We start from the raw sequence: 25169 nt of genomic DNA on the forward strand, positions 1-25169 counted from the left end.
TTGAGTTCATTCCAACTTCGGCTTGAGGAAGGCATGCAAAAACTCGCGCGATCCTTTGGAGGCAGCACCTTCTCATTCATGTGGGAAGAGACGGCGCTTGGCGCCATGCGAAAGATGCAGGAGATCGGCCTGAACGACTTCGATGCGTTGGTCGTACCCGGTCATCTCTGGCCGGATGAACTATCCGCTGCCGATAGATCGAGTCTTGCCGGTACGCTTCGAAGCGAAGGCCTTCGGATCGAATCTTTGAACCTGCCTGCGCTCGATCTGAATCTGGTAAGCCGGGTCGAGCCGTTCAGGCAATACTCCGTCGATCTCTACATCGACACGATGCAACTCGCTTCGGACTTGGGCTGCGGGGCAATCGTCGTCGTGCCGGGCAGGGTGTCTTCGCTCTTTCCTCCGCCGAAAAAGGACACCGAGCTTCTGCTGCGCGATAGCCTGGAGCAGCTTCTGCGCGTGGCGGAACGTCTCGATCAAAAGCTTTACGTCGAGCTTCATCCGCAAACGCCTATTCCCACGACCGCCGCGATGCTCGCCTTTTTCGATGCTCTGCCGCACGAGAGGCTGCTGATCGCCTATGACGTGTCCAACGCCGAGTTCGTCGGAGAAGATCAGGCCGATGCAGTCAGGCAATGCGCGGCACGCCTTGGCCAGTTGCACTTGTCCGACGGCACACGCAGTCAATGGCGCCACGACCGCGTGGGTTTGGGCTCGGTGCGCTTCGACGAGATCCTCAAGGCTCTGAACGACGTGGACTTCTCCGGTGTCCCGGTTCTGGAGATCATCTCTTCGACGCCACTGGACGATCTGCGTGCGTCCGCGCAGTGCCTGAGCGGTAGGCAGGAGCCTCACCATGACCGATGACAACACGTCGCTGCGCTCCCATCGCCTGCATGATGCTCGGCTGGCCTACCGGCGTAGCGGAACACCCGACGGCAGGCCGACGCTGCTCTTGCTGCACGGATGGCCGCAAACCTCATGGGCATGGCGGCGCGTCATGCCGCTGTTGAGCCGTGACTTCGATGTCATCGCGCCGGATCTTCCGGGCTTCGGCGATTCCTCGAAGCCCGAGTCCGGTTTCGACAAGAAGACCATCGCTCGCAGATTGCATGATCTGGTCGAAGCGCTCGGCGTGAGGCAAGTGGCTATCGTCGGGCACGATCTCGGCGGGCACGTGGCCTATGCATATGCCGCTCAGTGGCCGGATGCGGTCAGTCACTTCGTCTTCGTCGAGAGCAGTCTTCCGGCATTCGGGCAAGAAGAGGCCATGGACGTTTCGCGCGGCGGTAGCTGGCATTTTGGCTTCAACATGGCCGGGGATATTTCAGAGTCGCTCGTGAGCGGCCGCGAGTTCCTGTTCGTCGATCACTTCGTGCATCGGGAGACGGTCGGCGTGTTCGATGCCGACTCGATCAGCCGCGACGACATTGAAGTCTATGCGCGCGCATTGGCGCGACCCGGCGCTTTGCGCTGTTCCTTCAGCTATTACCGCACGCTACCGCGCGATAGAAAGGACAACGCGGTCTGGGGACGCTCGCCGCTTCAGACGCCGTGCCTCGCCATCGGCGCGCAATGGGGATACGGACCGGCATCGGCCCACACGTTGCGTCGCGTGGCATCGAACGTGACGGAGAGGCTTATCGACGATTGCGGTCATTACGTGCCGGAAGAAAGACCTGCGGAATTCGCCGATGCCGTGCGGCAGTTCGTTCTTCAAAGATAGCGCACTGTCCGTTGCGCGCCTATCGATGGATTGGATAAGGCTTATCAAGCTGGCTTTATGGACACCACTTCACTATCTGCCGATACTCGACTCAAGGTTACGATGACGTCGAGTCTTCGAGAAAGAGATCTGCCACGACGGAACGCAGCCATCGATGCCCCGAGTCGTGATGGTTACGCGAATGCCAATGCTGTTTCACCACATAAGCCGAAAGATCGAACGGCAACGCGAACGATCGAATCGATTTTTCCTTGAGCATGAGTACGGCAAGTCGTGATGGGATCATTGCGACGAGATCGGTACGAGCCGCAATCTCAGCAACGCCGAGGTAACTGGGTACTTCGAGCATGACCCTTCGCGTGAGATGCATCTCGCGCAGGACCCGGTTGAGAATGGAGTGACCCGTGCCCGATGGCGTAACCGCGATGTGTCCTTCCGCCAGGAACTCGGCGACACTCGGCCGGCTGCTGAGTCTTGGATGATCCGCGGCGATGATGCCGATATACGTTTCTTCCATCAGCCTTTGTTGATAGAAGCCTTCGTTGAGTTGAGGCATGTAGCCGATAGCAAGTTCGACTTCGCCAGTCTGCATCAAGCCAGCCGTTTCGTCGGCGATATGACTTATCGTCAGTTTGACCTCGGGCGCAATCGAACGTAGCCGGTTGAGCCAGCGAGGCAGCAACACGTTCTGTGCAACGTCGGTCAATGCCACATGAAAGTCGCGATTGGCCAGTGCGGGGTCGAATTGGGTCTGGTACTTCGAGACGACCTCGAACGACGCAAGCAGGTCGAGCACTCGTCCGTAGAGGTCGGTGGCAAATGGCGTGGGTTCCATCCCATGAGGGAAACGCACGAAGAGTGGATCGCGATAGTGCTCGCGCAGCTTTGAAAGATTGAACGAGATGGTCGGTTGCGAGAGACCGAGGTTGACTGCCGTCTGCGAGACGCTGCCCGTCTTGTAGGTCTCCGCGAAGACGGTGAGCAGCTTGACGTCGATGTCTGACATTGTCTTTATCCGATCGATAGGTTCGAAGCACCGGACGAGATTAGCATTCGAAACCGATGGTCGACGAACAACATGAACCAGCCAGGGAGATTGCATGAAGCGTAACGCGCCAGTCGCGATGGTCACAGGCGGTCGAAGAGGCATTGGCCGAGGCATTGTCTGGCATCTCGCGGATGCCGGATTCGACATCGTCATCAACGATCTGTGCGATGACGACGCCATGCGGGAAACCATCGCGGGAGTCGAAGCAAGAGGCCGCAAATGGGCGATGGCGCTAGGCGATATCGCGGAACTGAACGAGCAGGACGACCTCGCTGAACGCGCGTGGTCCGCGTTCGGACGCATCGACACGCTCGTCAATAACGCTGGCGTTTCCGTGCTTTCGCGCGGTGACCTGCTCGATGTCTCGGTCGAAAGCTACGATCGCAATCTCGACATCAACCTGCGCGGTCCCTTCTTTCTGACGCAGCGGATTGCGCGTCGAATGCTGAATGAGCCTGATTCGAGTTTGTATCGATCCATCGTGTGCATTTCATCGACGAGCGCGGAAACCGTCAGCATTAACCGTGGCGAATATTGCATCTCGAAAGCGGGCGTCTCGATGATGGTCAAGCTCTTCGCCACGCGTCTTGCCGAGCATGGCATCGCGGTTCACGAGATTCGTCCCGGCATCATTCGCACCGACATGACGTCGGTTTCGGCGGCCAGTTTCGACGAACGCATACGTGATGGACTTACGCCGATTCGCCGATGGGGCACGCCCGACGACATCGGACGCGCGGTCGCGACGCTCGCCATCGGAACGTTCGCCTTCTCGACGGGAAGTGCCTTCGAGCTCGACGCCGGGATGCATATGAATCGCTTGTAGACCAGCGTGCATCGACATCACTCGCGATTAAACACATTCCCAGGAGCGCGCATATGAAGCAAACCATCGTGTTGATACACGGCGCATGGCATTGGGGCGGTTGTTTTCAGAAGGTGGCCACGTTGCTTGCAGCGCGCGGACACTCCGTCATCCACCCGGACTTGAAATCGCACGGATTCGATCCCGCAATCTACGATCAAGTCGAAGACATGGCCGACTACACGGCGTCCGTTGCCGCGTTGCTCGAAGGCGCGCACGAGCCTTTCGTGTTGCTCGGACATAGCATGGGAGGCGTGTCGCTCACTTATCTTGCCGAGAAATATCCGGAGAAGATCAGCAAGCTCATCTACCTTGCCGCGTTCATGACGCCGCCGGGCAAATCGGCGAACGATTACCTTCTATCTGAAGGCTATACGAACGATCCTTCGGTCAAAGCGCTTTTCGAGATTGTGAATGCAACGCCTGATGGCAAGGGCGTAGCGTTGAACGTCGATGACGTTCGTAGAGTGCGGTCGTCGTTCTATGGTGATTGCAGCGATCGGGACGTGGCCGTGGCCGCGGCCAACGTTGCCCGCATCAATGCCACGGCGCCTTACGCTGCGCGGATCGACACGACGAAGGAGCGTTATGGATCGATTCCGCGAGTCTTCATCGAATGCACGAAGGACCTCGCTCTTCCAATCGCGCAACAACGGCTGATGCAAGCCGACGTGCCGGGCGCCGAGGTCGTGACCATCGAGACGAGCCACTCACCATTCTTCTCGCAACCCGCGCAGCTTGCGGAAATCATCGGCGCGGCGATCAGCTAAGCCTCAAGCGTTCGCTTCTCAATTGATGCAATCACTCGATCCGGAGTATGCAGATGTTTTCAGAAGGACAATTCTCCCCAGACGTCCTCCCAGACGGATTCCGGCATGACGCAGACATTGTCGGAGACGTGAAACTGCACTACGTGACCGGCGGAAGGCCCGTTGGTACAGCGCCAATCATGCTTCTGATCCATGGCTTCCCGCAGAACTGGTGGGAATGGAGCCGCGTGCTCCTGCCGCTCGGCGAAGACTTTACTTTGATCGTCCCTGATCTTCGAGGCGTGGGCTTCTCGGACAAGACGGAAGCGGGCTACACGAAAAAGCAACTCGCGGCAGACCTCTTCGGTCTGGTGAGGAAGTTCGGCGACGAGCCGCCCCATGTCGTCGGTCACGATATCGGCGCGATGGTCGCTTACGCCTTCGCATGGCAGTTTCCCGTGCGTTCGCTCACCGTGCTCGACGCGTCCATTCCGGGCATCGGCGATTGGGATGAGATCGCATCGAGCCCTTTGCTCTTTCACTTCTCGTTTCATCAGAAGCCGTACCTGCCGGAAGCCCTGATTTGCGGTGGCCGTGAGCGTGTTTATATCAGCGCATTCATTAACGATCGAACCGATAACCCCGCTGCCATATCGGCGCGCGACATGGACGAATATGTGCGTGCCTATACGCATCCCGGCGCGTTCCGGGCGGCGATGGAGATGTATCGGCAATTCCCTCAGGATGTCATAGATAACCGCGCGGCGGCGCGGTTGCCGGCAAGCGTCCCGGTTCTCGCGTTGGGCGGCGAGAAGCGTTGGGGCCCGCACATGGTCAGCCGAATGAGCGCCGTCGCCGACAACGTGCGCGGCGGTTCGCTGCCCAAGTGCGGACATTTTCTCGCCGAGGAACAACCCGAATTGCTCGTCGCGGCGCTGAGAGAATTTTGCGAGCACTGACGAGCGCTGCGCGCTCGCAGCCGCTGAGCGAGTAGCGCCATCGCGCTAGCTCATTGCGCACTCATTCCCGAGCGCGTGAGACCTGCAACGCTTTTCCCCGGCAGCGAGGACGGAAACTTTGCCATGTCGGCATCGGCTGGCTGAACCGATCCTTGCGCCTCGCTGCCATTCGCTCGCGACGCCTTCCACTCGGCCAGCTTCTTCAAGCAATCTTTCGCAAGGAAAGCGACTCGTCCCCACGGGGAGAGCGCGAGTTCGAAACTCGTGTTGTGAAGAACGTTGCCGCGACTCCAGTAAGCCTTGAAGGGTTCCGATCCGACGCCGAAATCGAGATCCAACTGGTTTTCCCATGTCCACTTGACGCAGCGCTCCATCATGATGGCGCCGGGCGAGAACTTGGCGAAGCTCGGATCGAAACCCGCGATCAGACCACTTGCGCAAGTCAGCGCCAGTCCGACCATGTTGGCGCACACCGGTGACTTGTCGAGGGTCATCACGAACATCAATGCCAGCGACTTCCCACGGCTTCCATCGAGCAGATCGACCAGATAGTCGCGGTATCCCTCCGATTGCAGCCACGGGCCATCCTTGCCGTTTCGTTCGGCCCATTGCCGCTTTTGCGCGAGCATCCAATCGACCCATTTGCGATGCTCGCTCACATCCCGAGCGTCGAGCACCTTGATTTCGAGCGCACCCTCTTTCATGAAGCGGCGCTCCAGCGCGCCGGGCTTTTTCTTCGACAACGTTGAGAGCGTCTTGCAGTACGCCGTCCAGTCGGGTTCCCGGCGCAGGAGCGCCAGGGCCGAGATGTCCTGTCTGGCTACGACGAGACCGCCGTGCCCCGACGCAAGACGGTCGAGCCGCGTGCCTTTGCTCACGTAGGGAATCGAGAACAGATCGATGCGGCTTCCCTTGCTGGCGGCCTGCCACGCAGCTTCGATAGCCGCTTCCGATCCGGTCGATGCGAGGATGCTCGTATGGTCGGCCGTTCCCGATGCCAGCGGCTCGAGGATCGTCCATAGCGAGCGTCGACGGCGCACCAGAGGCCAGACGAGCACGAGTTCTCCGCGCTCCCGATATACGATGCAATGCAAGCTACCGCCACGCGGCTTGGCTACTCGCGTCCAGCAGAGCCAGCAAACGTCGAATGACTGGTAATGATGTCCGCCTATACGGGACCATAGCGAGTTCCATTCGTCGCGGAGTGCAAGAAAGTTTTCCGGATCGCTGATGATGCTGATGCCAGTCTGCTGGCGTGTTGCATTGCCGTTCAGTCGCTGCATAACGTTGGCCGATTTGTTATTTTGGATTTACCGCTGCCATGTGCTTCCTTGCGGAAAACACAGACCCCGTTCTCTATGAAATGCTCGAGCGCACCCCTGGCGTTCAATCAAACCGTCGAGACGAACCAGTCCGATTTTCTCGGGCGAATCAGACGGCGGCCTGCCTTGGCCATCGACCAGACGGGACTATGCCGCTCGATCACGATGCGCGGCTTGAGCACGGGTTTGAACCCGCTAAGAAAGCGGAACGTGCTTGCGTTGGGAATGCCGTCGAAGTCGAAGGTCAACTGTCGTTTCATGGCGTCTTCGATAGCCTGCCAGACGAGCACGCTGATCGCACCGCCATGAGCATCCCGCGTGCGCGAAGACAGCATGTAATACGCGGCATGATTGTCGAAGGTGACGCCTATCGCGGCGACGAGCGCGCCGGTCGCGTCGAAGGCGCCAAGCAGATATCCCGCGCCGCGCTCGACGAATGCATCGACGAGCCGTTGCATCACGCTCGATCCATAGACATTCGAACGACTGCGTGCTTCGAGGTTGCTTTCGTAGAACCGGTTGAATTGCGCAGGTTCGAGTGGCTTCACGGTCACGAACTTCTGACCGGTACGAATCATATTGCGAGTCTTGTAATGCAGACCTTTCCAGAGTTCCTCGATGGAGCGATTGGCGGAGAACTGCAGCGTGTATCGCGTCGACACGGTAAAGCCATTCAGGCCGAACGCAAGGGCATCTTCCACGCGCGGGTCGAAGATCTGATAGAAGCTGTGGACGTCGGGAATCTGCCCGATCAGTTCTTCCGTGATGCTGATGCGATCCAGCATCGCGCGCGTCTTATCGGTTTCATTGATCTTGAAAGCCGGTCCGAGCGTCCGTGTGAGCGGTGGCATTTGCGAGGTGCGCCAGAGTCCTTTGCGGCTTAGCGAGTACGGCATCTCGCCGACAATTTCGTCGCCGCGCCGGACTTTGGCTGACCGCCAATTGCCATCGGTTGCAATATCGAGCCACCACGGTTCATGAAAGACTGATCGAGGAGCGAGGGCGGCGCTTTCCGATTTAGCTTTTCTTTCTGGCAAAGCGGACGGCTTGGAGCTTTGTCGATCTTTACCTGCCAATCCACGGAGTGTCGATTCGTTAATGGACTTATCTGGCGCAGAAAGTCTTGTCTCGTCCGCATTGGGAGGCTTGGCAAGAATTGACGATTGCATTTGGTCAGAATGAGTTCTTTTAGTTTAGTGACGTGTCATGAAACAGCGACACCCCCGGTGAAATCTTTATACGCGCACGTACACTCACAGTCGGTGGACCGCGGGCATGCTCGCTTTGTTTTATTGAATCTCGACGCGCGTAGTGGACCGAATCCGCAATACGGCATTCGTCCAATCGGCTCCGCGCTAAATAGATGCTTACGGAATATTACGCGTGCGGGTTCAGGACTCTGTGCGCGACCAAACAATGCACGTCAGGAAAGCTCGGACAATTGCGTTGTCATGGCATGCAAGCTAGCAGGTCCGGGACCACGGCGCTGCTGCGAGCGTCGTTGGCGGCGCGCTGGTTTGGCATACCGCGTTCGCTGTGACAATCGACGGCCGATGAGGAATTTCACACCATCGCTAAGAGCAGCGTTGCGCTCTCGATCCATCGCTGGCCTGTCGCCCATCACCTCTTGGTGAACGTTACAACCAGTCGACTAAACGAAACCGACCTGTCGACCCGGACGCTGCCTCCAGACGCGCCACTGAACCTCTGAATCAAGCGCATTCCGAGACCGGTCCCGCTAGGCGTAGGAAAATTCTCTGGAAATCCGTTGCCTTCATCCTCGACCACTAACGTCAGATAACCCGTCTCGTCCGTCAGACCCACATGGATATGCCCACGACCGTACTTCAACGCGTTCATCGTCATTTCAGCCACGACGAGTCCCAATGTGGTCATCTGCGTCTCGCTCAACGAGACGCCTCTCGCATCGACCGAGATCGATCTGCCTGGGTCTAATTCGGCTATGTGATCGACCACGCCGCTTAGGTAATCCTGCGCATCGGTTTTCAAGGCGTTATCAGTCGAATACAAACGCTCATGTACCGATCCAATGCAATCCACTCGCGTGGCCGCTGCCTGGAGTTGATGCTTGACGGTTGCGTCTGCTGCCAAACTTGCTTGCAGCGAGAGAAGAGTCTGCACCAACTGGAGACTATTGCGGACGCGATGATGCACTTCCTTGATTGCCAGAGCCGAGTCTTCCAGCCTGGCTTCCTGCGATGAGACCATCTTGACGAGCGCGTCTTCATGCGAGCGCCATTCCGTGATGTTCCGCAGCACCATCAACGCGCCGGTAATGGCGCCGTGCTCATTGAGCACGGGGGAAATGGATACATCCCACGACTGCTCGTCGCCGATGATGGCAGACGCGCTGCGCCCATCGACGCGCGTGGACTTCCCTGCAATGGCTGCGCGAACGGCCTGTGCAATGCGTGCTTGGTCATCGTCGTGCCATAACGCGGTGTGAGCAGCCCCGACGAGGTTGTAGCCTTCCTCGAATGCAAATGCGGATTGGCAGGCTTCGTTGGCAAATTCGATTTTTCCGTCCGTCGTCACCAGCAACACGCAGTCGGAACTCGCACCCACGAGTTGAGGTGAAAAGCGTTGTGCCGCGCCGAGTCCGTCCTCGGCCAGGCTCTGTTCCCGGCAGAAGGAAATGATGTTGGCGATAGCCGAAATGAACACCGCGTCGACGTCGGCAAAAGCATGGCTATGCGTGCTATCCACCTCGAGAATGCCGAACGGCTCTCCCATACCTTGAATCGGGACATTGATCGCGCTTTTGAGTCCATGCCGGGCCATGATTGGAGGAACGTTAAATCGCTTGTCCACGTCGATGTCGCCGCTTACGACGATGCGGCGCGTGAGGAACGCCGCGCCAGCAGGATTACTCGCTTCTGCTTCCACTGCAATGAGCCAATCCTCGTCGTCCCATCCAATACCCGCCGTCATGATGAGCGTGTGATTTGAGGCGACGTAGCGCAGCACTTTTGTATGCTGCGCATTCATTCCCTCGGACAGGACCCGGCATGCCTCGTCGAGAATCTTAGGGAAGTGAAGCAACCCGAAAGCCGTGGCGCCAAACGCAACTGCCAGCTCCTGTTGCTTGCGCAGACGTTGTGCAACCAGCTTCGACGATACCGACGCCGGCGTTCGCTGCGAATTCGGGGCCATGTCTTTCCTCGACGAGATCAGTCTGCTCGAACAGTCTTTTTGAAGGCGGTATGCATGCCGGACGCTATCGCGGCAGTGTGTATTCTGGGGTCAAACCTCCATCTCCTGAATAACTTTTCGATCGACGGCCCGGACGCGGCTCGACGAGTGGCTTGGTGATTGTCAATGAAAGCGACCGTCACGCGCAACCTCAAGGCGAATGAATGCCGCATTTTTAGCAGCGCGCCGAGCAAATCGGAGTGGATAGCAGTTGTGACGCATGCTCAGGCATCCATCGTGCGCAGCGTTAGGGAAGACCCCTGGCAAGCGTGAGCCTTTGGGGTTGGACCTAAGGATGCCGAACATCTAGCATCCGGGAAAACGGCTCAACTCACACTTCGACGCTAGTCAACATCGGCAAACTGCAAGCGCCCGCCCGCCCGCGTGCGCGGGTCATGTCGGATCTCGACAGGAAGGAAGGAGAGGCGCAGCCCGTCACGTGTTCGCATATCCAAGTAGCTTTTCAGTCAACCGGCATGCTTCAGGAATAAACGATGAAAACGGCCTTTATCTTCGATCTCGATGGAACGCTCGTCGACAGCGTCTACCAACACGTCTCCGCCTGGACCGAAGCGCTTGCGAGCGAGGGCCTTGCGCTGCCTGGATCGAGAATCCATCGAAAAATCGGGATGAGTAGCGAACTGTTCGCAGCGCAGATTTTTCGGGAGATCGCTGGCGAAACGTCGGCGGACTGCATTGATCGCGTAAAGCGTCGGCAGGGCGAACTGTTGAAGGAACTGTCACCGCAGATCTTGCCTCTGCCGGGTGCGCAGGCGTTGCTTGCAGCCTTGACCAAGGCCGATATACCGTGGGCCATCGCAACCAGCGGAAGCCCGGAAGCAACTGCGGCAAACCTCGAAAAGCTGGGCATCGATGCCAAAACGGCCGTGGTTGCAACCAGCAGCGAAGTCGAGCATGGCAAGCCGGAGCCGGACGTGTTCATGGCCGCAGCCAAGCAGCTAGGTGTTGCAATCGAATACAGCTATGTCGTCGGAGACAGCACTTGGGACTTGCTTGGCGCGCGCCGTTGCCATGCCTACGGAATAGGGCTGCAGTCGGGCGGTGTGGGCGAGGCCGAACTGCAGCGGGCAGGGGCCTTGCACGTATTCGTCGACCCCGCCGATATGCTGGCTCACATGAGCGAGCTTGCAACCCATCCAGATAAGTGAACGAAGCCAGGCGGAAACAGGCTAACGGTCGCGTCCATGCCCTGTCGCACCATGCGCCGGCACGTGCGACCGTGCTTTTCCCCGAGGACTCAGCGCGTATGACGAGTCGTTTCGAAGAGAAACCACACCCGTTCTTCGGTCTGATCGATCCAGTTCTCGAGCAGGCTCGCCGTTGCCACGTCATCCTTGTCGTCGCAAAGTTCGTGGAGTTCACGCATGAATTTGATCAGCAGTTCGTTATCTTGGCGCAATTCATCCAGCATTGCTTCGGGCGCGACGAACGCCTCATCGTTGTCACCTAGTCGTTTGAGCGAGGCGATTTGCCCAATCGAGCGCAAGGTCGTTCCGCCCAGCTTACGAGCGCGTTCTCCGACCGGATCGATCATCGCGAAGACCAAGGCGGCTTGATCGTCGAGCAAAAGGTGGTAATCGCGAAAGTGCGGACCGCTTACATGCCAATGGAAGTTCTTCGTTTTGACGAACAAGGAGAAGACGTCCGCGAGAAGTTGGGTCAATCCTGCGGACACCTCCGTGCGGGCGTCGTTGCCGAGGTCGGTCGGGGTGGTCAGGTTCTTTTCGCCAGCGCGATTCGAGTCCGTCGTTGCCATCTTTAACTCCAGGAAAGTGTTTAGTGTCGTCTTGCAGGAGCCATGGCGCAAACGACGTACCCAACCGGCTGCCAATCTCCCGAACATAAGAAGCGTGGCGACTCGATTTCGAGGAGTCGGCATGGAACGCGTATGCCGTGAGACGGTTAATCACCAAAATCAGAGCGGGCCATTGTCGCCGCTGCTTGAGGCGTTCAATCCAAAGAAGACGACGAGTTATTGATACCGTGTTCATCCGGCGCGACGAATATTCCGATTACATCATCAAGAAGTTAAAACGAGGTTGCATTAGCCACTTGAAGTACCGCCGCAGACGGAGTGCATTAGCCGCGCTTTTACGTCAGTATTAGAACCTCCGTAAATCACGCAGAAGTTCATGGACCGTCCCGCGCTGCTGCCTTCTCTGAATTCGATACGCGCTTTCGAAGCTACCGGACGTCTTCTGAGCGTCTCGAAAGCGGCGAACGAACTCGCCGTGACACCGGCGGCCGTCAGCCGGCAAGTAAAAGCGCTGGAAGGGTTTCTTGGCGTGGAAATGTTCGAGCGCGTCAGGGGCAGGCTCGAACTGACTTCGGCGGGCGCGCGCTATCTCGCCGAACTCATGCCGTTTTTCGAAGGACTGCGCCAGGCAACCGACAGTATCCGCGGGGCAGGGCGGCGCTCGCAGGTGCTCAAGATTCGATGCCCCGCGACGTTCGCGGTGCGCTGGCTCATACCGCGGCTTGCCAGTTTTCATCGCCAGCATGAGGACGTCGATGTCCAACTCACCACGTCGTCGGCACCGCTCAATTTCGAGCGTGAGGATATAGACGGCGGCATCCAGCTCGGCGACGGCAAGTGGCCCGGTCTTTCCGCACAAAGGCTCATTCCCAATGAACTCGTGCCCGTCGCCGCGCCATCGCGCAAGACCCGTGCGCGCGGCAGGTTGCAAGGCGAGACGCTCCTGCATTCGCTCGCGCGCGCCGACGACTGGGCGCTGTGGATGAAGGCGGCGGGCTTCCCGCTCGATGGGCGCCGTCGCGAAATGCGCTATGAAACCTCACTGCTGGCGTATCAGGCCGCAATCGAAGGTCATGGCGTGGCAATCGCGCAAAAAGCGCTGGTCCGGGCCGAACTCGACAGCGGCCAGTTGGTCGCGCCATTTCGCTTCGAGCTCGACCGTGGCGCGTATACCTATTACTTCGCGTGGGCCGCCACGCGCCGTCCTTCCGCAGCCTTGACGACCTTCCGCGACTGGTTGATCTCGCTCGTCCAGACTAGCGGCACCTCTTAACAAAAACTCAAAGCCTCGTTTCGAAAAAGTCGATTGTTCCGGTGATGGCGCGGCTCTAATCTGCGCCATGGTTCGACGCAACGTCGGACCCGGAGACAGGACCACGACAATGATTCGAGATAGCTTGAAAGGCGTGCGCGTCCTCGACTTTTCGCATGTGCTGGCGGGACCGGTCTGTTCGATGACGCTCGCCGACCTCGGCGCGCACGTCGTCAAGATCGAGCCGCCTGGCGGCGAAATCGGCAGGCAGATAGGGCCGCCGTGGCAGAACGGCGTGAGCCCGACGTTCATGAGCGTCAATCGCGGCAAGTTCAGCCTTGCCATCGATCTCAAGACCGACGCCGGGCGGCGGACCGTCGCGACCATGGCGCGCCGCGCGGACGTGCTCGTCGAGAATTTTCGGCCGGGCGTCATGGCGTCGCTGGGCCTCGACTACGAGGCGCTGCGCGCCGCCAATCCGAAACTCGTCTATTGCTCGATCTCGGCATTCGGTCAACGCGGCGAGAACACGAAGCGGCCCGGCGTCGATGGCGTGATACAGGCCGTGAGCGGACTCATGAGCACGCTCGGGACGGCGCACGGCGATCCGCTGAAAGTGCCGGTGCCGGTAGCCGACATGATGGGCGGCTATCTCGCCACGATCGCCGTGCTGGGCGCGTTGCACACGGCGCGCCTGAACGGAACGGGGCAACACCTGGACGTGAGCCTCTACAACGCAACGCTGATGCTGCAGCAGATCAGCTTCGCGGCGTTCTTTGCGTCAGGAGCGGACCCGGAGAAAGTCGGCAGCGCGGCGCCGTATGCGTGCCCAAACGAAGCCTTCCGCACCCGCGACGGATGGATGATGGTCGTGGCCTACCATCCCGGCCGCTGGAGTGCGTTGTGCGAGTTGCTCGATGCGCCCGGCCTCGAAGCGGATGCGCGTTTCGCCACCAACGACGCCCGCGTGCGTCACCGTGCGGAACTTCACACGATTCTGGACGCGCATTTCGCCCGGCGGAGCACAGACGAGTGGATCGACCTGCTTTCGGCTAGAGATATTCTCTGCGCGCCCGTCACCACGTATCGCGAGGTCATAGAGACGACGGAGTATCGCGAGAGCTGCATTGCCCGCACGGTCGAGCATCCGGTCGCGGGCCGTATGCAGACCCACGGCTTCGCGCTCGGGCCATCCGATTCAGCCCCGTCCGACGAGACGCCCGCCCCGACGACGGGTCAGCACACGCTCGACATGCTGGGGTTTTACGGCATCGCGGAAGAGGAAATCGCTGCGTTGCTGAACGCCGGCGTAATACGCGCGAGCGCGGCGCATGCCGGTACGACGTAGGCGCGCGGCGTCGGACAAGAACGCATTTACCTCAGGAGACAGACCATGCAGGACATGGAACGCGGCGATGCGCCGCTCGTGCGCTACACAGTCGACGAAGGCGTGATGAACGTCACGCTCGATGGCGCCGCGAATGGCAACGCCCTCACGGTGGCAATGACCGAAGCGTTATCGGATGTGCTCGAAACCGTCGATCGCAGGGCCGATGTGCACTGCCTGCTGCTGCGATCGTCGTCGAGGCATTTCTGCACGGGCGGAAACGTCAAGGACATGCACAGCGGCAAGGATCTGATGGACGGCGGCGTCGAGCAAGTGCGTGAACGCCTGCGTACGAGTCTGCACCGGATCACGCGCGCGCTCGGCGAAATGGAGGTGCCGTCGATCTGCGCGGTGAACGGCGCGGCGGTTGGCGCAGGCTGCGACCTGGCGCTGATGTGCGATATCCGGGTCGCCGGCGCGCGCGCGGTCTTCGCCGAGAGCTTCCTTCGACTGGGCCTGGTTTCCGGTATCGGCGGCGCGTGGTTTCTGTCACGCATCGTGGGACCTGCGAAGGCGCTCGAACTGACGCTGACCAGCGAATTCATCGATGCCGACGAGGCCAGGCGGCTCGGTATCGTCGCGAACGTCTATCCCGACGACATGCTGGATAGCGAAGCGCTCGCGCTTGCGCGGCGCATTGCCGGCAGTCCGCCGCTCGCGCTGCGTATGTCGAAGAAGCTGGTGCGCGAGTCGTCGCACTGTACGTTGCCCGCCGCGCTCGAATTGGCGGCGAACATGCAGGCCATCTTGCTGTGCGGAAACGAGCACAAGCAGGCGGTGTCGGCATTCATCGAGCAGCAGGCCCGACGAAAGGCGCCGCGCGGCGAAGGCGGCGCCGCCTGACATGACCAACTGGAGGAGACACACATGAACAAAGAATCAGGCAAGGTGCATGGTCGGCCCGGCATGTTGCGCATAATCGTGACATCCAGTCTCGGAACGATGCTCGAGTATTACGACTTCTTCGTCTACGTCGCGCTGACGGCGACGCTCACGCATCTGTTCCTTCCTTCCACGGACAAGTCCGTCGCGGCGCTGGCCGGCGTTGCCACGTTCGGCATCGCGTATGTGGCCCGCCCGCTGGGCACCGTGATCTTCAGTCCGATGGCCGACCGCATCGGACGCAAGAAGACCTTCGTCATCACGCTCGCGATCATGGGAATTGCCACCGTCGGCATCGGTTGTTTGCCTACCTATGCATCTGCTGGCATTGCCGCGCCCATCGCGCTGCTCACATTGCGCATCGTGCAGGGCGTCGCGCTCGGCGGCGAGTATGGTTCGGCTGTCGTGTACGTCATGGAGCATGCCCCGGAAGGCCGCAAGGGCATGGCGACCAGCGTCTTGCAGAGCACGGCGAGCATCGGTTTGCTACTTGCGCTCGTCGTTGTCTCGGCCCTGAAGCTTTCGCTCGATACGGCCAGCTTCGAATCGTGGGGATGGCGGGCGCCGTTTTTGATCTCCGCGCCGATCGTGGCCGTCGCCACGTGGATACGGCTCGGCATGACGGAGACGCCAGTATTCACGGAGATGCGCGACGCAGGCCGGCTGTCGAAGCGGCCCTTGCAGGAGACACTGTCGAGCAGAACGTCCTGGAAAGCCATTCTGGTGGCGATGTTCGGCGCGCAAGGCGGCACCTCGGTGTCGCTGTACACCTCGATCGTCTACATGCTTTATTTCTTGCAGAACGTCCTCAAAGTCGAACCGACACAGGCCAACGTGTGTCTCGGCGCCGGCATCTTGATCGCCGCGCCGCTCTATCCGGTGTTCGGCCGATTGTCGGATCTCATCGGGCGCGCGCGCGTGATGCTGATCGGCATCGTCATGTGGATCGCGGCTGTCTATCCGGCGTTTGCGGGCATCAGGGCCAGCGCGGCGTCGTCGCAGTGGATCTCCGTCTCGCTGCTGATCGCCGTACTCGCCGTGCTGACCGCGATGATCATGGCGCCACTGCCTGCGTTCGTCGCCGAGTGTTTTCCTCCGCAGAGCCGCACGACCGGGTTCGGCCTTGCACAACAACTCGGCAACGTGGTGTTCGGCGGGTTTCTGCCTTTGATCAGCCTCGCGCTCGTCAATCTGACCGGCAACCCGCTTGCGGGCGTCGGCTATTCGATCGCTTCGCTCCTGCCCTGTCTCGCTGTGACATGGATCTGGGGCCTAAGGCAGGATGCGCGGATGAGAGCCGTGCGCGGCAACGACATGCCGGCGCATGCCAATGCGAAGACGCTGACCACGCGCTGAGCCGACACGGCCGTGGCTCACATCGGCGCGGATTCGAAGTGCTTCGGCGCCTGTGCGCTCGATTCGCCAACCGCGGGCAAATTTCTCGATGCGAACTGGCAGCTCAACGGAACGCGTCGCCAAGCTTCGCGCCGGTAGCTGGCCCGGAATCTGCGCTGCCTTTTCGGTGTCGCGAACTTGAGCGGCCAAGTCGAACCAACCGTTGAGACAATCCATGACCGATCCCCGTAACGTCGCGCACGACAAAAAAGTGCAGCAGGAAAAGAAACATCACGGCGAAGACATCGCGCCGGACGCGGAACACGCGCCGCAGCCCGGAAAGAAGCCGCATATAAAGCACGAGGAAACGAAGGACGAGGCCTCATCCACGGACGATGCCGGCAATTAAGTGGCGCGCGCACGTCCTTGGACGTGCGGTACCACTAGGTTTAGATCAGCCGCAGCACGATTCGCTGAAGGAGTGCTTGCAGATCGCGTCGCGTGTCGCAGACGAGATGGATGTACAGAACGCCTTCGCGCACCTGATAGACAATTCGGTTCTTGCCGGAAATGACTTGCCGGAAAGTGTCGTCGACGAAACCTTCGAGTTCAACCGGAATATGGCCGCTCTCGGGGAACTGGCGGATTTGCGTGATCGTCTCCTGCAAGTGCGCGGAGGTCTGACGCCACGTTTCCCAGCCGAAAGTACGGACGATATAACTTCTCAGTTCCTCGATGCCGATTCGGGCTGTCGGCAACACCCGGTACTTCAACAGCGCCGGCATCAACGAAGCCTTTCCTCGCGGTCCAATCCGTCGAGTTCCGAAAAGAATGCATCGCCTTCGACATAATCCTCGCGTTCGATCTGCTTTTGACCGATTGCCAGAATTTTCAACATGGCGAGTGTCTGCTGGGCGGCTTCGTACGTTCGCACATCCTGCACCACGAGCTTTGCTTCGCCGTTCTGCGTGATGATTAGCGGCTCGCCCGACTCGGCAAGGTCCTTGACGATTTGTGCCGCTTCGCTCTTTAAATAGCTGATCGGCTTCACATGATCGGCAATGTGCATCGGATACTCCGTTCTACAGGTTGAACGAGACTAAATATAGACCAATTTCAGTCTGGTGGCAACGGCCGTTGCTGCTACAACTACGGCGCGCGCGCGGTAACCGAACTACGGCGCGCGCGCGGTAACCATGTGGCGGCTGCCGTTACATGCACGCCTCGATCCAAGGCAGAAGGCGGGTTTTCCCCGGGCCACATCACGCGCAAATTGATTGGATTTCTAATTAAGGCGGAGCTATCGTGCGTCAGTCCAATGCAGTATTGCTCGCGTTCGGATCTAAAAAACGGCTTCGCTGATAAAACCAAACATCCAGGAGACAGATACATGGAGCAATCCACCACGGCGCCGCATGTCCCGGAATCCGACCTTGGCGATGCTGAGAGCATGGCATCGAATGACCAGGCTTCACCGAGAGTGCGGCGAATTCAGCGTACCGCACTTGCTTTGCTGCTCCTGAGCGGAGTCATCAATTACATCGACCGCGCGACGCTGTCCATTGCGAATCCGCTTATCCGGCAGGATCTCGGCCTTTCGGTCGGGGAAATGGGTTTGTTGCTGTCGGCGTTTCTATGGGCTTATGCCTTTGCGCAACTCCCGGCGGGTGCGCTGGTCGATCGCTTCGGTGCGCGTGTCATGCTTTCTGTAAGCCTTGCGATGTGGTCGATAGCGCAAGCGTTCGGCGGCGTCGTGACCAGTTTCGCTCAGTTCTTCGCGGCGCGCATGGTGCTCGGCATAGGCGAGGCGCCGCAATTTCCGACGAGCGCCAAAGTCGTTCGTGACTGGTTCGGCAAGAAAGAGCGCGGTGCCGCCACGGGCATCTGGAACAGCTCGTCGACGCTCGGCACCGCCATATCGGCGCCCTTGCTCACGGTCGTCATGTTGACTGTCGGATGGCGATGGATGTTCGGCATCATGGGTATCGCGGGCCTCGTCGTGGCGCTGTGCTTCTACCTCGTGCATCGCGACCCGCGTCAGGTCGACCTGACGCATCGGGAGCGCGCCTATCTGACCGATGTCGATGGCGAAGTGCAGACCCGCCCGACGTGGCGCGAGTGGCGCCGTCTGTTGGAGTTCGGAACGACGTGGGGCATGCTGCTGGGTTTCTTCGGCACGATCTACGTCTTGTGGCTTTACAACGCATGGCTGCCGACGTACCTGCAAATGGAATTTCATCTCACCATCTCGAAGTCGGGATGGGTGGCGGCCGTTCCGTATCTCTTCGGCGTGGTGGGTAGTTTGTCCGGCGGAAAGATCTGCGACGTGCTTGCGCGGCGCGGCGTATCGGCGGTCAACAGCCGGAAATACCCGATGGCCGCATCGCTTTTCGGTGTCTGCGTCTTCACGATTCTAACGGGCCTCACGCACAGCGCGACGCTGGCCGTCGTGTTCATCTCCATCTCGATGTTGCTTCTGTATGTATCGAGCAGTGCAGCCTGGGCGACGGCGTCCGTTGCCGCGCCCGCCAACTGCACCGCGTCGATCGGCGCGATGCAGAACTTCGGCGGCTACTTCGGCGGGGCGCTGGCGCCGGTGGTCACGGGCTTCATCGTGCAAAAGACGCATTCGTTCCAGCCCGCGCTGTTCGTGGGAGCGGGCGTTGCCGCTGTTGCGGTGATCGGCTATTGGTTGCTCGTACGCGGCCCGATTCCGCCTGCCGCGCTCAGTCACGAAGCGTAAAAGCGTAGAAGCAGGACAACGATAGCGAGGGCCCGGGCCGCTCGCTATCGTTCGTTCAGTCATGCGGCCGCCAGCGAACGTATGAACGTGGCTTGCGTGCCGCCAGCGTCACACTCGTTGCCTCATCCAGCACGCGATGCTCAAGCGATCGCGCGTCGCGGGCAGTACCTCGTGTTCGAAGTGTGCCGAGAGAAACAACAGCAGCGTCCCGGCGCGTGGAAAGACGTCGTGATGTGTCTGATCGGCAAGGTAGAGCCGCAGTGCGCCGCCTTCGACGTCCTGCCACGCTTCGTTGAGATAGAACACGGCGGAAATCACGCGGCTGTCGTTATTGCGCAGGCAATCGAGATGACGTGTGTATCCGGTACCTGGCCGATACACCGCGTAGTGTGATTCGCTATCGACCAGGCCTAGAAACAGTTCGCGGTTGAGCGCCATTTGCAGCGCTTCGATGCGATCGGCGAACGTCTGCTGCCGCGGACTCAACGCATCGGGCTGGAACCAGCGCGTACTGTCGCCGCGCAAGAGCGTGGCCGCGCGTTTAGCGCCCACACGGGCGGGTGTCAGCAACTGAGCTGCATACATCGCCATGCATTCGGTCGCCAATGCCTGTGTCTGAGGTTGTGTCAGAAAATCTGGCACGACACACCAGCCATTGACGGCGAGTGCGCCGGTCGCAGTATCGAATTCGCCGGATCGGGAATTCGTCGAGACGTCGGTTACGTCGTCACATGCGGCTTCGCATATCCAATCATTATTCGAAGATTGGACTTGCGCTTCAGTCAGGGGGTGTTCCAGAGATGCCCTTTTTTATTTGTTCTTGCGCTGGCGGCTCGAAAGAGTAATCGCTCCGGCCTGCTACCGGTTGTTCGAGACCATTTAGCGTCGATGGTCGCGTCGAACGCGGATATCGACACACGCCGGACCCGGCGGGATAAGCCGCGTCGAGGCAGCCGATCTGTCGAGATCACGGCGCAGTCTACACGAGTGAGACCGATTCGACCGTTGCTGCGCGAGCGAAGTTCTTGCGGACGTCCTATACGCAGCGTCGACATTTTGAATGGGACACTTTCGGTACCAAGCGCGCGACGGACGATGGTTGCGGCGGTCACGTCGCGCTTTGCGGTATCTGCCCGCTTACTACGTCTTCGATCGCCCGAGCGAGCGATCGAGAAAATCGATCAAGAGTGGCGCCATCTCGTCGAGCTTGTCTTCCAGCGCGAAGTGTCCCGTGTCGAGAATGTGTATTTGCGCATCCGGAAGATCCCGCAGATAAGGATGCGCGCCTTCTTCCGGGAAGATCTTGTCGTTCTTGCCCCACACGATGATGGTCGGAGGCCGATGCTCACGGAAGAACGCCTGAAACTCAGGATAGAGCGGCACGTTCGTCCCATAGTCCAGAAAGAGGTCCATCTGGATTTCGCGGTTGCCGGGCCGGTCGAGCAGCGCCTGATCGTGAATCCAGTTATCCGGGCTGATTCTCGATACATCCGAAACGCCGTCCGTGTATTGAAAAATCGTCGTGTCCAGCGTCACGAGACTGTGCAGCGCTTCGCGATTCTTGACCGAATTGTCTGCCCAATACGCTTTGATCGGGTTCCAGAATTCACGCAGCCCTTCGACATACGCGTTGCCGTTCTGAACGATGAGCCCCGTCACCCGCGCCGGGTCCATGAGCGCGAGGCGGTATCCCACCGGCGCGCCATAGTCCATCACGTACATTGCAAAGCGGTCGATGCCAAGACGCTTGAGCAACGCATCGACGATTTCAGCATAGTGCTGAAAGCCGTACTTGAAGACCGTGTGATCGGGCGCATCGCTCTGACCGAAGCCCGGGTAATCGGGCGCGACTACGTGATACTTTTCGGCCAGGATGGGAATGAGATTGCGGAACATATGCGAGGACGTGGGAAAGCCGTGCAACAGCAGCACCACGGGGGCTTCAGAAGGCCCCGCTTCTCTGTAGAACACGTTGAGCCCATCGATATTCTCGGACTGGTATCGAATGACAGGAATCGCGGTCATGGTGTATCCCGAACAAGGAGTGGTTATGGCGCCGCGTCCCGGCGAGCACTTGTTTCGCTCGGAACCGGTCTGCAGCGGCCTGAAGCCATACTGCAGCGTTTGCGCTTCTTGCGGAATCACCCCGGCGCAGAATGCACTGTTCGGGTTAGGAGAAGAATAAACAGGCGGCTGAAGGCGGACGCCGGCGGCCGCCGTGCCACGACCACCATCACGGATGTGCCGTGTGCTTCGTCGCACGGCGTATTCGGTTACACCAAGCGTAACGGCTGGCTTCCGACTGTTCAGCGCGGCGCGAAGGGATTGATAGGCCGAACGCTATCGACGTTCTTCACACGTTCGAGCATCTGTACTCTTTCCCAACCGGAAACCAGTGCCTCCAGTCCTCGCACGACATCGGCTTCCATAGCCTGCAGTCCCACGTCGCCTCTAAAACTGGCGCTGAAGGCGGCATGCCACCGGTATTGGAAGTACCCCGAGACTTCTTCGATGCGCTCGGGCGTCCCTGACTCCGTAAAAATCACGGATTCAGGCGAAAACACGTCGTAGAAGACCATGTGCGGTTGGTCGGACTGCACCGCGACGCTGGGTTCATCGCAAACGAGCAGTGACGCGAGCAACTGAATAGAGCCCTTCAAACCTCTCGGCGTCTTGAAGACCCAGATCCGCTTGGGCAGCCGCTGGGAGAGCGTGACCAGTTTGGCGCTGCTGGAGCCAATCGAACCAACCAGCCCGTTCTTGACGTTCTGCTCGAAACTTGGCGCGTGATAAAAGATATCCATGTGCTGCTAATAGCCTCTTTGTTTGCGACTTCCAATGCTGTTTCGTCCCGACGATTCGTGCGACGCAGGCGCGCAAGAACGACGATCGAAGCCAGTTACTCAGATGCACGCGCGGGAGCGCGCCTATTCGATTTCTTTGTCGCAAGGAACACTCACCGGCCTCGAGTATTCGATGCTCTTGCAAGACGTGCGGTTCACGAAAGTCGACACGGGTCGGATGACATCCGACCAACCACGCCCGACCACGCGGCTCGCTAGTGAGTCAACAAGGGCGCAGCGCGCCGCGTGCCACGACGTGCCGCCATGAACGCGAGCCAACACACTACCGCGCCAAGCACGGCGACCGCTGCGCCGAACATTCCGATCCAGGCTAGCCCGACATCGCGCGCGACGAACTTTCCGACCAGCGCGCCGGCTCCGATGCCTATATTGTACAGAGCGGAAAACATCGAGATGGCTATGTCCGCCGCATCCGGAGCCAGTCGCAGCACGTGTGCCTGCATGGCAAGCCCGAAGCAGATGATCGCCACGCCCCAGAACAGCAAGAGCATCGACAGCGTGCCGACGTACTGTCCGCAAGGCCAAAGCAACAGCAAGCAAGCGGCAAGGGCACACAAGGTCCACAACAGGAACCGGCGCGGGCGGTTGGCGTAAAAGCGACTGAAGCAGACCGCGGCCGGAACGCCCGCGGCACCGAACAGCACCAGCAGAAATGTCACTTCGATATTGCTCGCGCCTGTCACGGCGCGAGCAAACGGTTCGAGATAAGTGTAGGAAGTGAAGTGCGCGCAGACCGTAAGAACCGTCACCGCGAAGAGCGCAACCAGCACGGGTGTCTTGAGGAGCTTTGGCAGACTGTTCAACGAACCTGAACCCTGGCTATCGAGTTTTGGCAACGTCAACCATAACGCGCCCATGCCGAGCACCGCTGCGCCTGCGATGATCTGGAAGGTCGCGCGCCATCCGAAGGTATCGCCTATCGCTCGTCCGATGGGGACACCGGCCACCATGGCGACCGATGTTCCGATCGATATCATCGCGAGTGCACGGCGCTCTCCGTCCGGTGGAACCAGGCGCACGACGAGCGGGATGGAGATCGACCAAAAGACGGCATGCGCAAACGCAATGCCGATTCTACCCAGTACGAATATCTCGAAGTTCGGCGCTAGTCCAGTCACGATATGACTGAGTATGAACACGATAAAGACGCGCATCAGCAGGGTGCGGCGTTCTACTTCGCGGACGAACAAGGTCAACGGTAATGACGCGACAGACACCGTCCATGCGTAAATGGTCATCACCACGCCGACGTCGGTCGGACGCATGTCCAGGCTGTTACCGATTGCGGTAAGCAAACCGACGGGCACGAATTCGGTGGTATTAAAGATGAACGCCGCGAAAGTCAGCGCCATGACACCCCACCAAGGGCGCTTGAAAAACGATAGATGGTGCGTGAGCATCAGGGAACTCGAGGACGAGGGGCGTCGTCGCGTAACGTTGCCTCGCGACGACGCAATCATAACAACACCGTTGCTCGCGGTATGACACGACGTGCCGTGCCATGCGGGAATGTTCCCTCGATGTGCTCGCGTTGCTGCACTCGCCTTGCAAACGCTAGGCGGCCTAAAACCGCTCCGCCCGGAACGGATGCGGGTCCACGAACGGATCTTCGCCCGTCATCAACTCGGCGATGAGCCGTCCGGTAACGGGGCCGAGTGTCAACCCGTGATGAGCGTGCCCGAAGGCGAACCAGAGCTTCTCATGATTCGGTGCGCGGCCGATGACAGGCATCATGTCGGGCGTGCAAGGCCGGCGTCCGAGCCAGGGCACCTCGTCGAGACGTTCGCCGATTGGAAACGTCTGACGGGCGAAGGGCTCCACGGCCTCGAGTTGCACAGGCGTTTTCGGTGAGTCACGAAGGCCTAGCTCGACGCCGGTCGTCAATCTGATGCCACGAACCATCGGCGTGATGACGTAACCGATTTCCGCATCGAGAACGGGCTGATTCAACGTTGCTCCAGGCTTCGTCGCATAGTGCATGTGGTAGCCGCGCTTTACTTCGAGCGGCAACGCGTAACCCAGCTTCGTCGTGACGTCATTGGCCCACGGTCCCAAGGCAACGACGACCTGGTCCGCGGTGACCACACCCGACTCGGTGGTGACTCGCCACCCGGACTCGAGTGTCGACGCGTCGCCAATGAAGAACGTGCCGCCGAGCTTTTCGAATAATTTCGCGTAAGCGCCGACGAGCCCCGATGGATCGCTCACGGACTCCGCCGACGAGTACCGGATTGCATATCTGAGCGCGGGACCAAGAGAGGGTTCCGCTGCCTGTAAAGCGCCATCGGCGAGAACGTCGAACGGGATGCCATAGGCGTCCTGCCAATGCGACGCCTCCGCCATGGCCGCTTCGAACGCTTTTGAAGTTCGGAAAGCGTTTATCCAGCCTTGCGTTCGCACTAAAGATTGCGCTCCGGCCGCTTCGATCAACTCGCGATGTTCCGAGACGCTGTGCTCGATGAGGGTCGAGTAAGCCTTCGCAATCTTTGCGTGACGGTCGGCGCGCGAATGATGCCAATAACGATAAAGAAACGGCACTAGCTTAGGCATTGCTGCCGCATGAAATCGAACGTCCGTGGCGCGATTGCTCGCATACCTGGCAATCTTGGCGAGGTCACGAGGGAAAGCATAGGGATAAACGCCCTCGCGCTGAATTATCCCTGCATTGCCGAGTGAGGTTTCATTGCCTGGAGGCTTGCGATCGATCAGTGCAACGGCGAGTCCACGGCGCTGCAAATGAATCGCTATCGACGTTCCGACAATACCCCCGCCCAATACGACTGCATCGAAGTCCATGCGTCTTCCTTGTGGTCAATCCATCTTGCCGTCCGGACGCCGGCCATACCCGCGTGCTGAACTGCCGGACTGTATTCTATTTCCAAGGCTCCCAGCCATTGCAGCTCCAGATTTCTGCACGTCCGGAAGCGAAGCAGCGGATGCCGTTGGTGGGAACCCCCCGGAGAAGCGTGTTTTCTTACCGACTGCTCATACGGTCCTCGCAAGTTTGTTCATGCAGTCTTGCCATTCGTTGTGAGGTAAGCTCGTCT

The 25169-nt window shown here is 59.5% G+C and carries 24 protein-coding genes; 12 read left to right on the forward strand and 12 right to left on the reverse strand.

What is annotated here, in order from left to right; all coding sequences use genetic code 11:
- Positions 1-105: 105 nt before the first annotated feature.
- Both P9292_RS07685 and P9292_RS07690 read left to right on the forward strand, forming a co-directional pair.
- Entirely contained in the window at positions 106-867 is a 762-nt protein-coding gene (locus tag P9292_RS07685; protein ID WP_309958480.1) for a sugar phosphate isomerase/epimerase family protein, read from the forward strand.
- Positions 857-1726, forward strand: coding sequence for an alpha/beta hydrolase (locus P9292_RS07690; protein ID WP_309958481.1), 870 nt, complete (start codon positions 857-859; stop codon positions 1724-1726). The genes P9292_RS07685 and P9292_RS07690 overlap by 11 nt, the downstream gene beginning before the upstream one ends.
- A 97-nt stretch (positions 1727-1823) precedes the next feature.
- Here the strand turns inward: P9292_RS07690 and P9292_RS07695 are convergent, their stop codons facing one another.
- A complete protein-coding gene (locus P9292_RS07695; RefSeq protein ID WP_250511192.1) occupies positions 1824-2732 on the reverse strand; it encodes a LysR family transcriptional regulator in 909 nt (302 codons plus the stop codon).
- 94 nt (positions 2733-2826) lie between these two features.
- Here P9292_RS07695 and P9292_RS07700 point away from each other — a divergent pair, with 94 nt between their 5' ends.
- The 3 genes from P9292_RS07700 (at position 2827) to P9292_RS07710 (ending at position 5347) form a co-directional block, all read left to right on the forward strand.
- Positions 2827-3600, forward strand: coding sequence for a 3-ketoacyl-ACP reductase (locus tag P9292_RS07700; protein ID WP_250468234.1), 774 nt, complete (start codon positions 2827-2829; stop codon positions 3598-3600).
- A 53-nt stretch (positions 3601-3653) separates the two neighbouring features.
- Entirely contained in the window at positions 3654-4409 is a 756-nt protein-coding gene (locus P9292_RS07705; RefSeq protein ID WP_309958482.1) for an alpha/beta fold hydrolase, read from the forward strand.
- A gap of 179 nt (positions 4410-4588) precedes the next feature.
- A complete protein-coding gene (locus P9292_RS07710) occupies positions 4589-5347 on the forward strand; it encodes an alpha/beta hydrolase (protein ID WP_309958483.1) in 759 nt (252 codons plus the stop codon).
- 50 nt (positions 5348-5397) lie between these two features.
- On the opposite strand, the gene P9292_RS07715 is transcribed toward P9292_RS07710, so the two are convergent.
- The 3 genes from P9292_RS07715 to P9292_RS07725 all read right to left on the reverse strand — a co-directional run bounded on the left by P9292_RS07715 (position 5398) and on the right by P9292_RS07725 (position 9843).
- Positions 5398-6630 (reverse strand): GNAT family N-acetyltransferase, encoded by a 1233-nt coding sequence (locus P9292_RS07715; protein WP_309958484.1) that lies wholly within the window; start codon positions 6628-6630, stop codon positions 5398-5400.
- Positions 6631-6737: 107 nt separating this feature from the next.
- A complete protein-coding gene (locus P9292_RS07720; RefSeq protein WP_309958485.1) occupies positions 6738-7520 on the reverse strand; it encodes a GNAT family N-acetyltransferase in 783 nt (260 codons plus the stop codon).
- A gap of 769 nt (positions 7521-8289) precedes the next feature.
- On the reverse strand, positions 8290-9843 hold the full coding sequence (locus tag P9292_RS07725) for a histidine kinase dimerization/phosphoacceptor domain -containing protein (protein ID WP_309958486.1): 1554 nt from the start codon (positions 9841-9843) through the stop codon (positions 8290-8292).
- Between the two features lie 533 nt (positions 9844-10376).
- On the opposite strand from P9292_RS07725, the gene P9292_RS07730 reads away from it, so the two are divergent.
- Complete coding sequence (locus P9292_RS07730) at positions 10377-11051, forward strand: HAD family hydrolase (protein WP_250494711.1); 675 nt, start codon at positions 10377-10379, stop codon at positions 11049-11051.
- A gap of 89 nt (positions 11052-11140) precedes the next feature.
- On the opposite strand, the gene P9292_RS07735 is transcribed toward P9292_RS07730, so the two are convergent.
- The gene (locus P9292_RS07735) at positions 11141-11659 is read right to left on the reverse strand and encodes a Dps family protein (protein WP_244830484.1); all 519 of its coding nucleotides are present in this window, start codon (positions 11657-11659) and stop codon (positions 11141-11143) included.
- Between the two features lie 376 nt (positions 11660-12035).
- Between P9292_RS07735 and P9292_RS07740 the strand changes: the two genes are divergently transcribed.
- From P9292_RS07740 to P9292_RS07760, 5 genes are all read left to right on the forward strand, one after another.
- Complete coding sequence (locus tag P9292_RS07740) at positions 12036-12932, forward strand: LysR substrate-binding domain-containing protein (RefSeq protein ID WP_250527779.1); 897 nt, start codon at positions 12036-12038, stop codon at positions 12930-12932.
- Between the two features lie 109 nt (positions 12933-13041).
- Positions 13042-14259 carry a CoA transferase gene (locus tag P9292_RS07745; protein WP_309958487.1) on the forward strand — a complete coding sequence of 406 codons (1218 nt, stop codon included), beginning with the start codon at positions 13042-13044 and terminating at the stop codon, positions 14257-14259.
- Between the two features lie 45 nt (positions 14260-14304).
- Positions 14305-15141, forward strand: a complete 837-nt coding sequence (locus P9292_RS07750) for an enoyl-CoA hydratase-related protein (protein WP_309958488.1) — start codon at positions 14305-14307, stop codon at positions 15139-15141.
- 24 nt (positions 15142-15165) lie between these two features.
- Positions 15166-16536 carry an MFS transporter gene (locus P9292_RS07755; protein ID WP_250494714.1) on the forward strand — a complete coding sequence of 457 codons (1371 nt, stop codon included), beginning with the start codon at positions 15166-15168 and terminating at the stop codon, positions 16534-16536.
- Positions 16537-16750: 214 nt separating this feature from the next.
- Positions 16751-16924 (forward strand): hypothetical protein, encoded by a 174-nt coding sequence (locus tag P9292_RS07760; protein WP_244830479.1) that lies wholly within the window; start codon positions 16751-16753, stop codon positions 16922-16924.
- Between the two features lie 40 nt (positions 16925-16964).
- Here the strand turns inward: P9292_RS07760 and P9292_RS07765 are convergent, their stop codons facing one another.
- Together P9292_RS07765 and P9292_RS07770 are read right to left on the reverse strand one after the other, a co-directional pair.
- Positions 16965-17300: a type II toxin-antitoxin system RelE/ParE family toxin gene (locus P9292_RS07765; protein WP_250468245.1), complete on the reverse strand. Its 336-nt coding sequence runs from the start codon at positions 17298-17300 to the stop codon at positions 16965-16967.
- Positions 17300-17584 carry a type II toxin-antitoxin system Phd/YefM family antitoxin gene (locus P9292_RS07770; protein WP_244830477.1) on the reverse strand — a complete coding sequence of 95 codons (285 nt, stop codon included), beginning with the start codon at positions 17582-17584 and terminating at the stop codon, positions 17300-17302. The genes P9292_RS07765 and P9292_RS07770 overlap by 1 nt, the downstream gene beginning before the upstream one ends.
- 321 nt (positions 17585-17905) lie before the next feature.
- On the opposite strand from P9292_RS07770, the gene P9292_RS07775 reads away from it, so the two are divergent.
- A complete protein-coding gene (locus tag P9292_RS07775; protein ID WP_250527782.1) occupies positions 17906-19258 on the forward strand; it encodes an MFS transporter in 1353 nt (450 codons plus the stop codon).
- 108 nt (positions 19259-19366) lie between these two features.
- On the opposite strand, the gene P9292_RS07780 is transcribed toward P9292_RS07775, so the two are convergent.
- The 5 genes from P9292_RS07780 to P9292_RS07800 all read right to left on the reverse strand — a co-directional run bounded on the left by P9292_RS07780 (position 19367) and on the right by P9292_RS07800 (position 24918).
- The gene (locus tag P9292_RS07780; protein WP_250511205.1) at positions 19367-19849 is read right to left on the reverse strand and encodes a 2OG-Fe(II) oxygenase; all 483 of its coding nucleotides are present in this window, start codon (positions 19847-19849) and stop codon (positions 19367-19369) included.
- 549 nt (positions 19850-20398) lie between these two features.
- Positions 20399-21283: an alpha/beta hydrolase gene (locus tag P9292_RS07785; protein WP_309958489.1), complete on the reverse strand. Its 885-nt coding sequence runs from the start codon at positions 21281-21283 to the stop codon at positions 20399-20401.
- Between the two features lie 281 nt (positions 21284-21564).
- Positions 21565-22062 carry a hypothetical protein gene (locus P9292_RS07790; RefSeq protein ID WP_250494719.1) on the reverse strand — a complete coding sequence of 166 codons (498 nt, stop codon included), beginning with the start codon at positions 22060-22062 and terminating at the stop codon, positions 21565-21567.
- Positions 22063-22316: 254 nt separating this feature from the next.
- Entirely contained in the window at positions 22317-23522 is a 1206-nt protein-coding gene (locus P9292_RS07795; protein ID WP_284507870.1) for a sugar transporter, read from the reverse strand.
- A 163-nt stretch (positions 23523-23685) separates the two neighbouring features.
- Entirely contained in the window at positions 23686-24918 is a 1233-nt protein-coding gene (locus P9292_RS07800; protein ID WP_309958490.1) for an FAD-binding oxidoreductase, read from the reverse strand.
- Positions 24919-25169 lie beyond the last annotated feature (251 nt).

Source organism: Caballeronia sp. LZ001 (assembly GCF_031450875.1).
GTDB lineage: Bacteria > Pseudomonadota > Gammaproteobacteria > Burkholderiales > Burkholderiaceae > Caballeronia.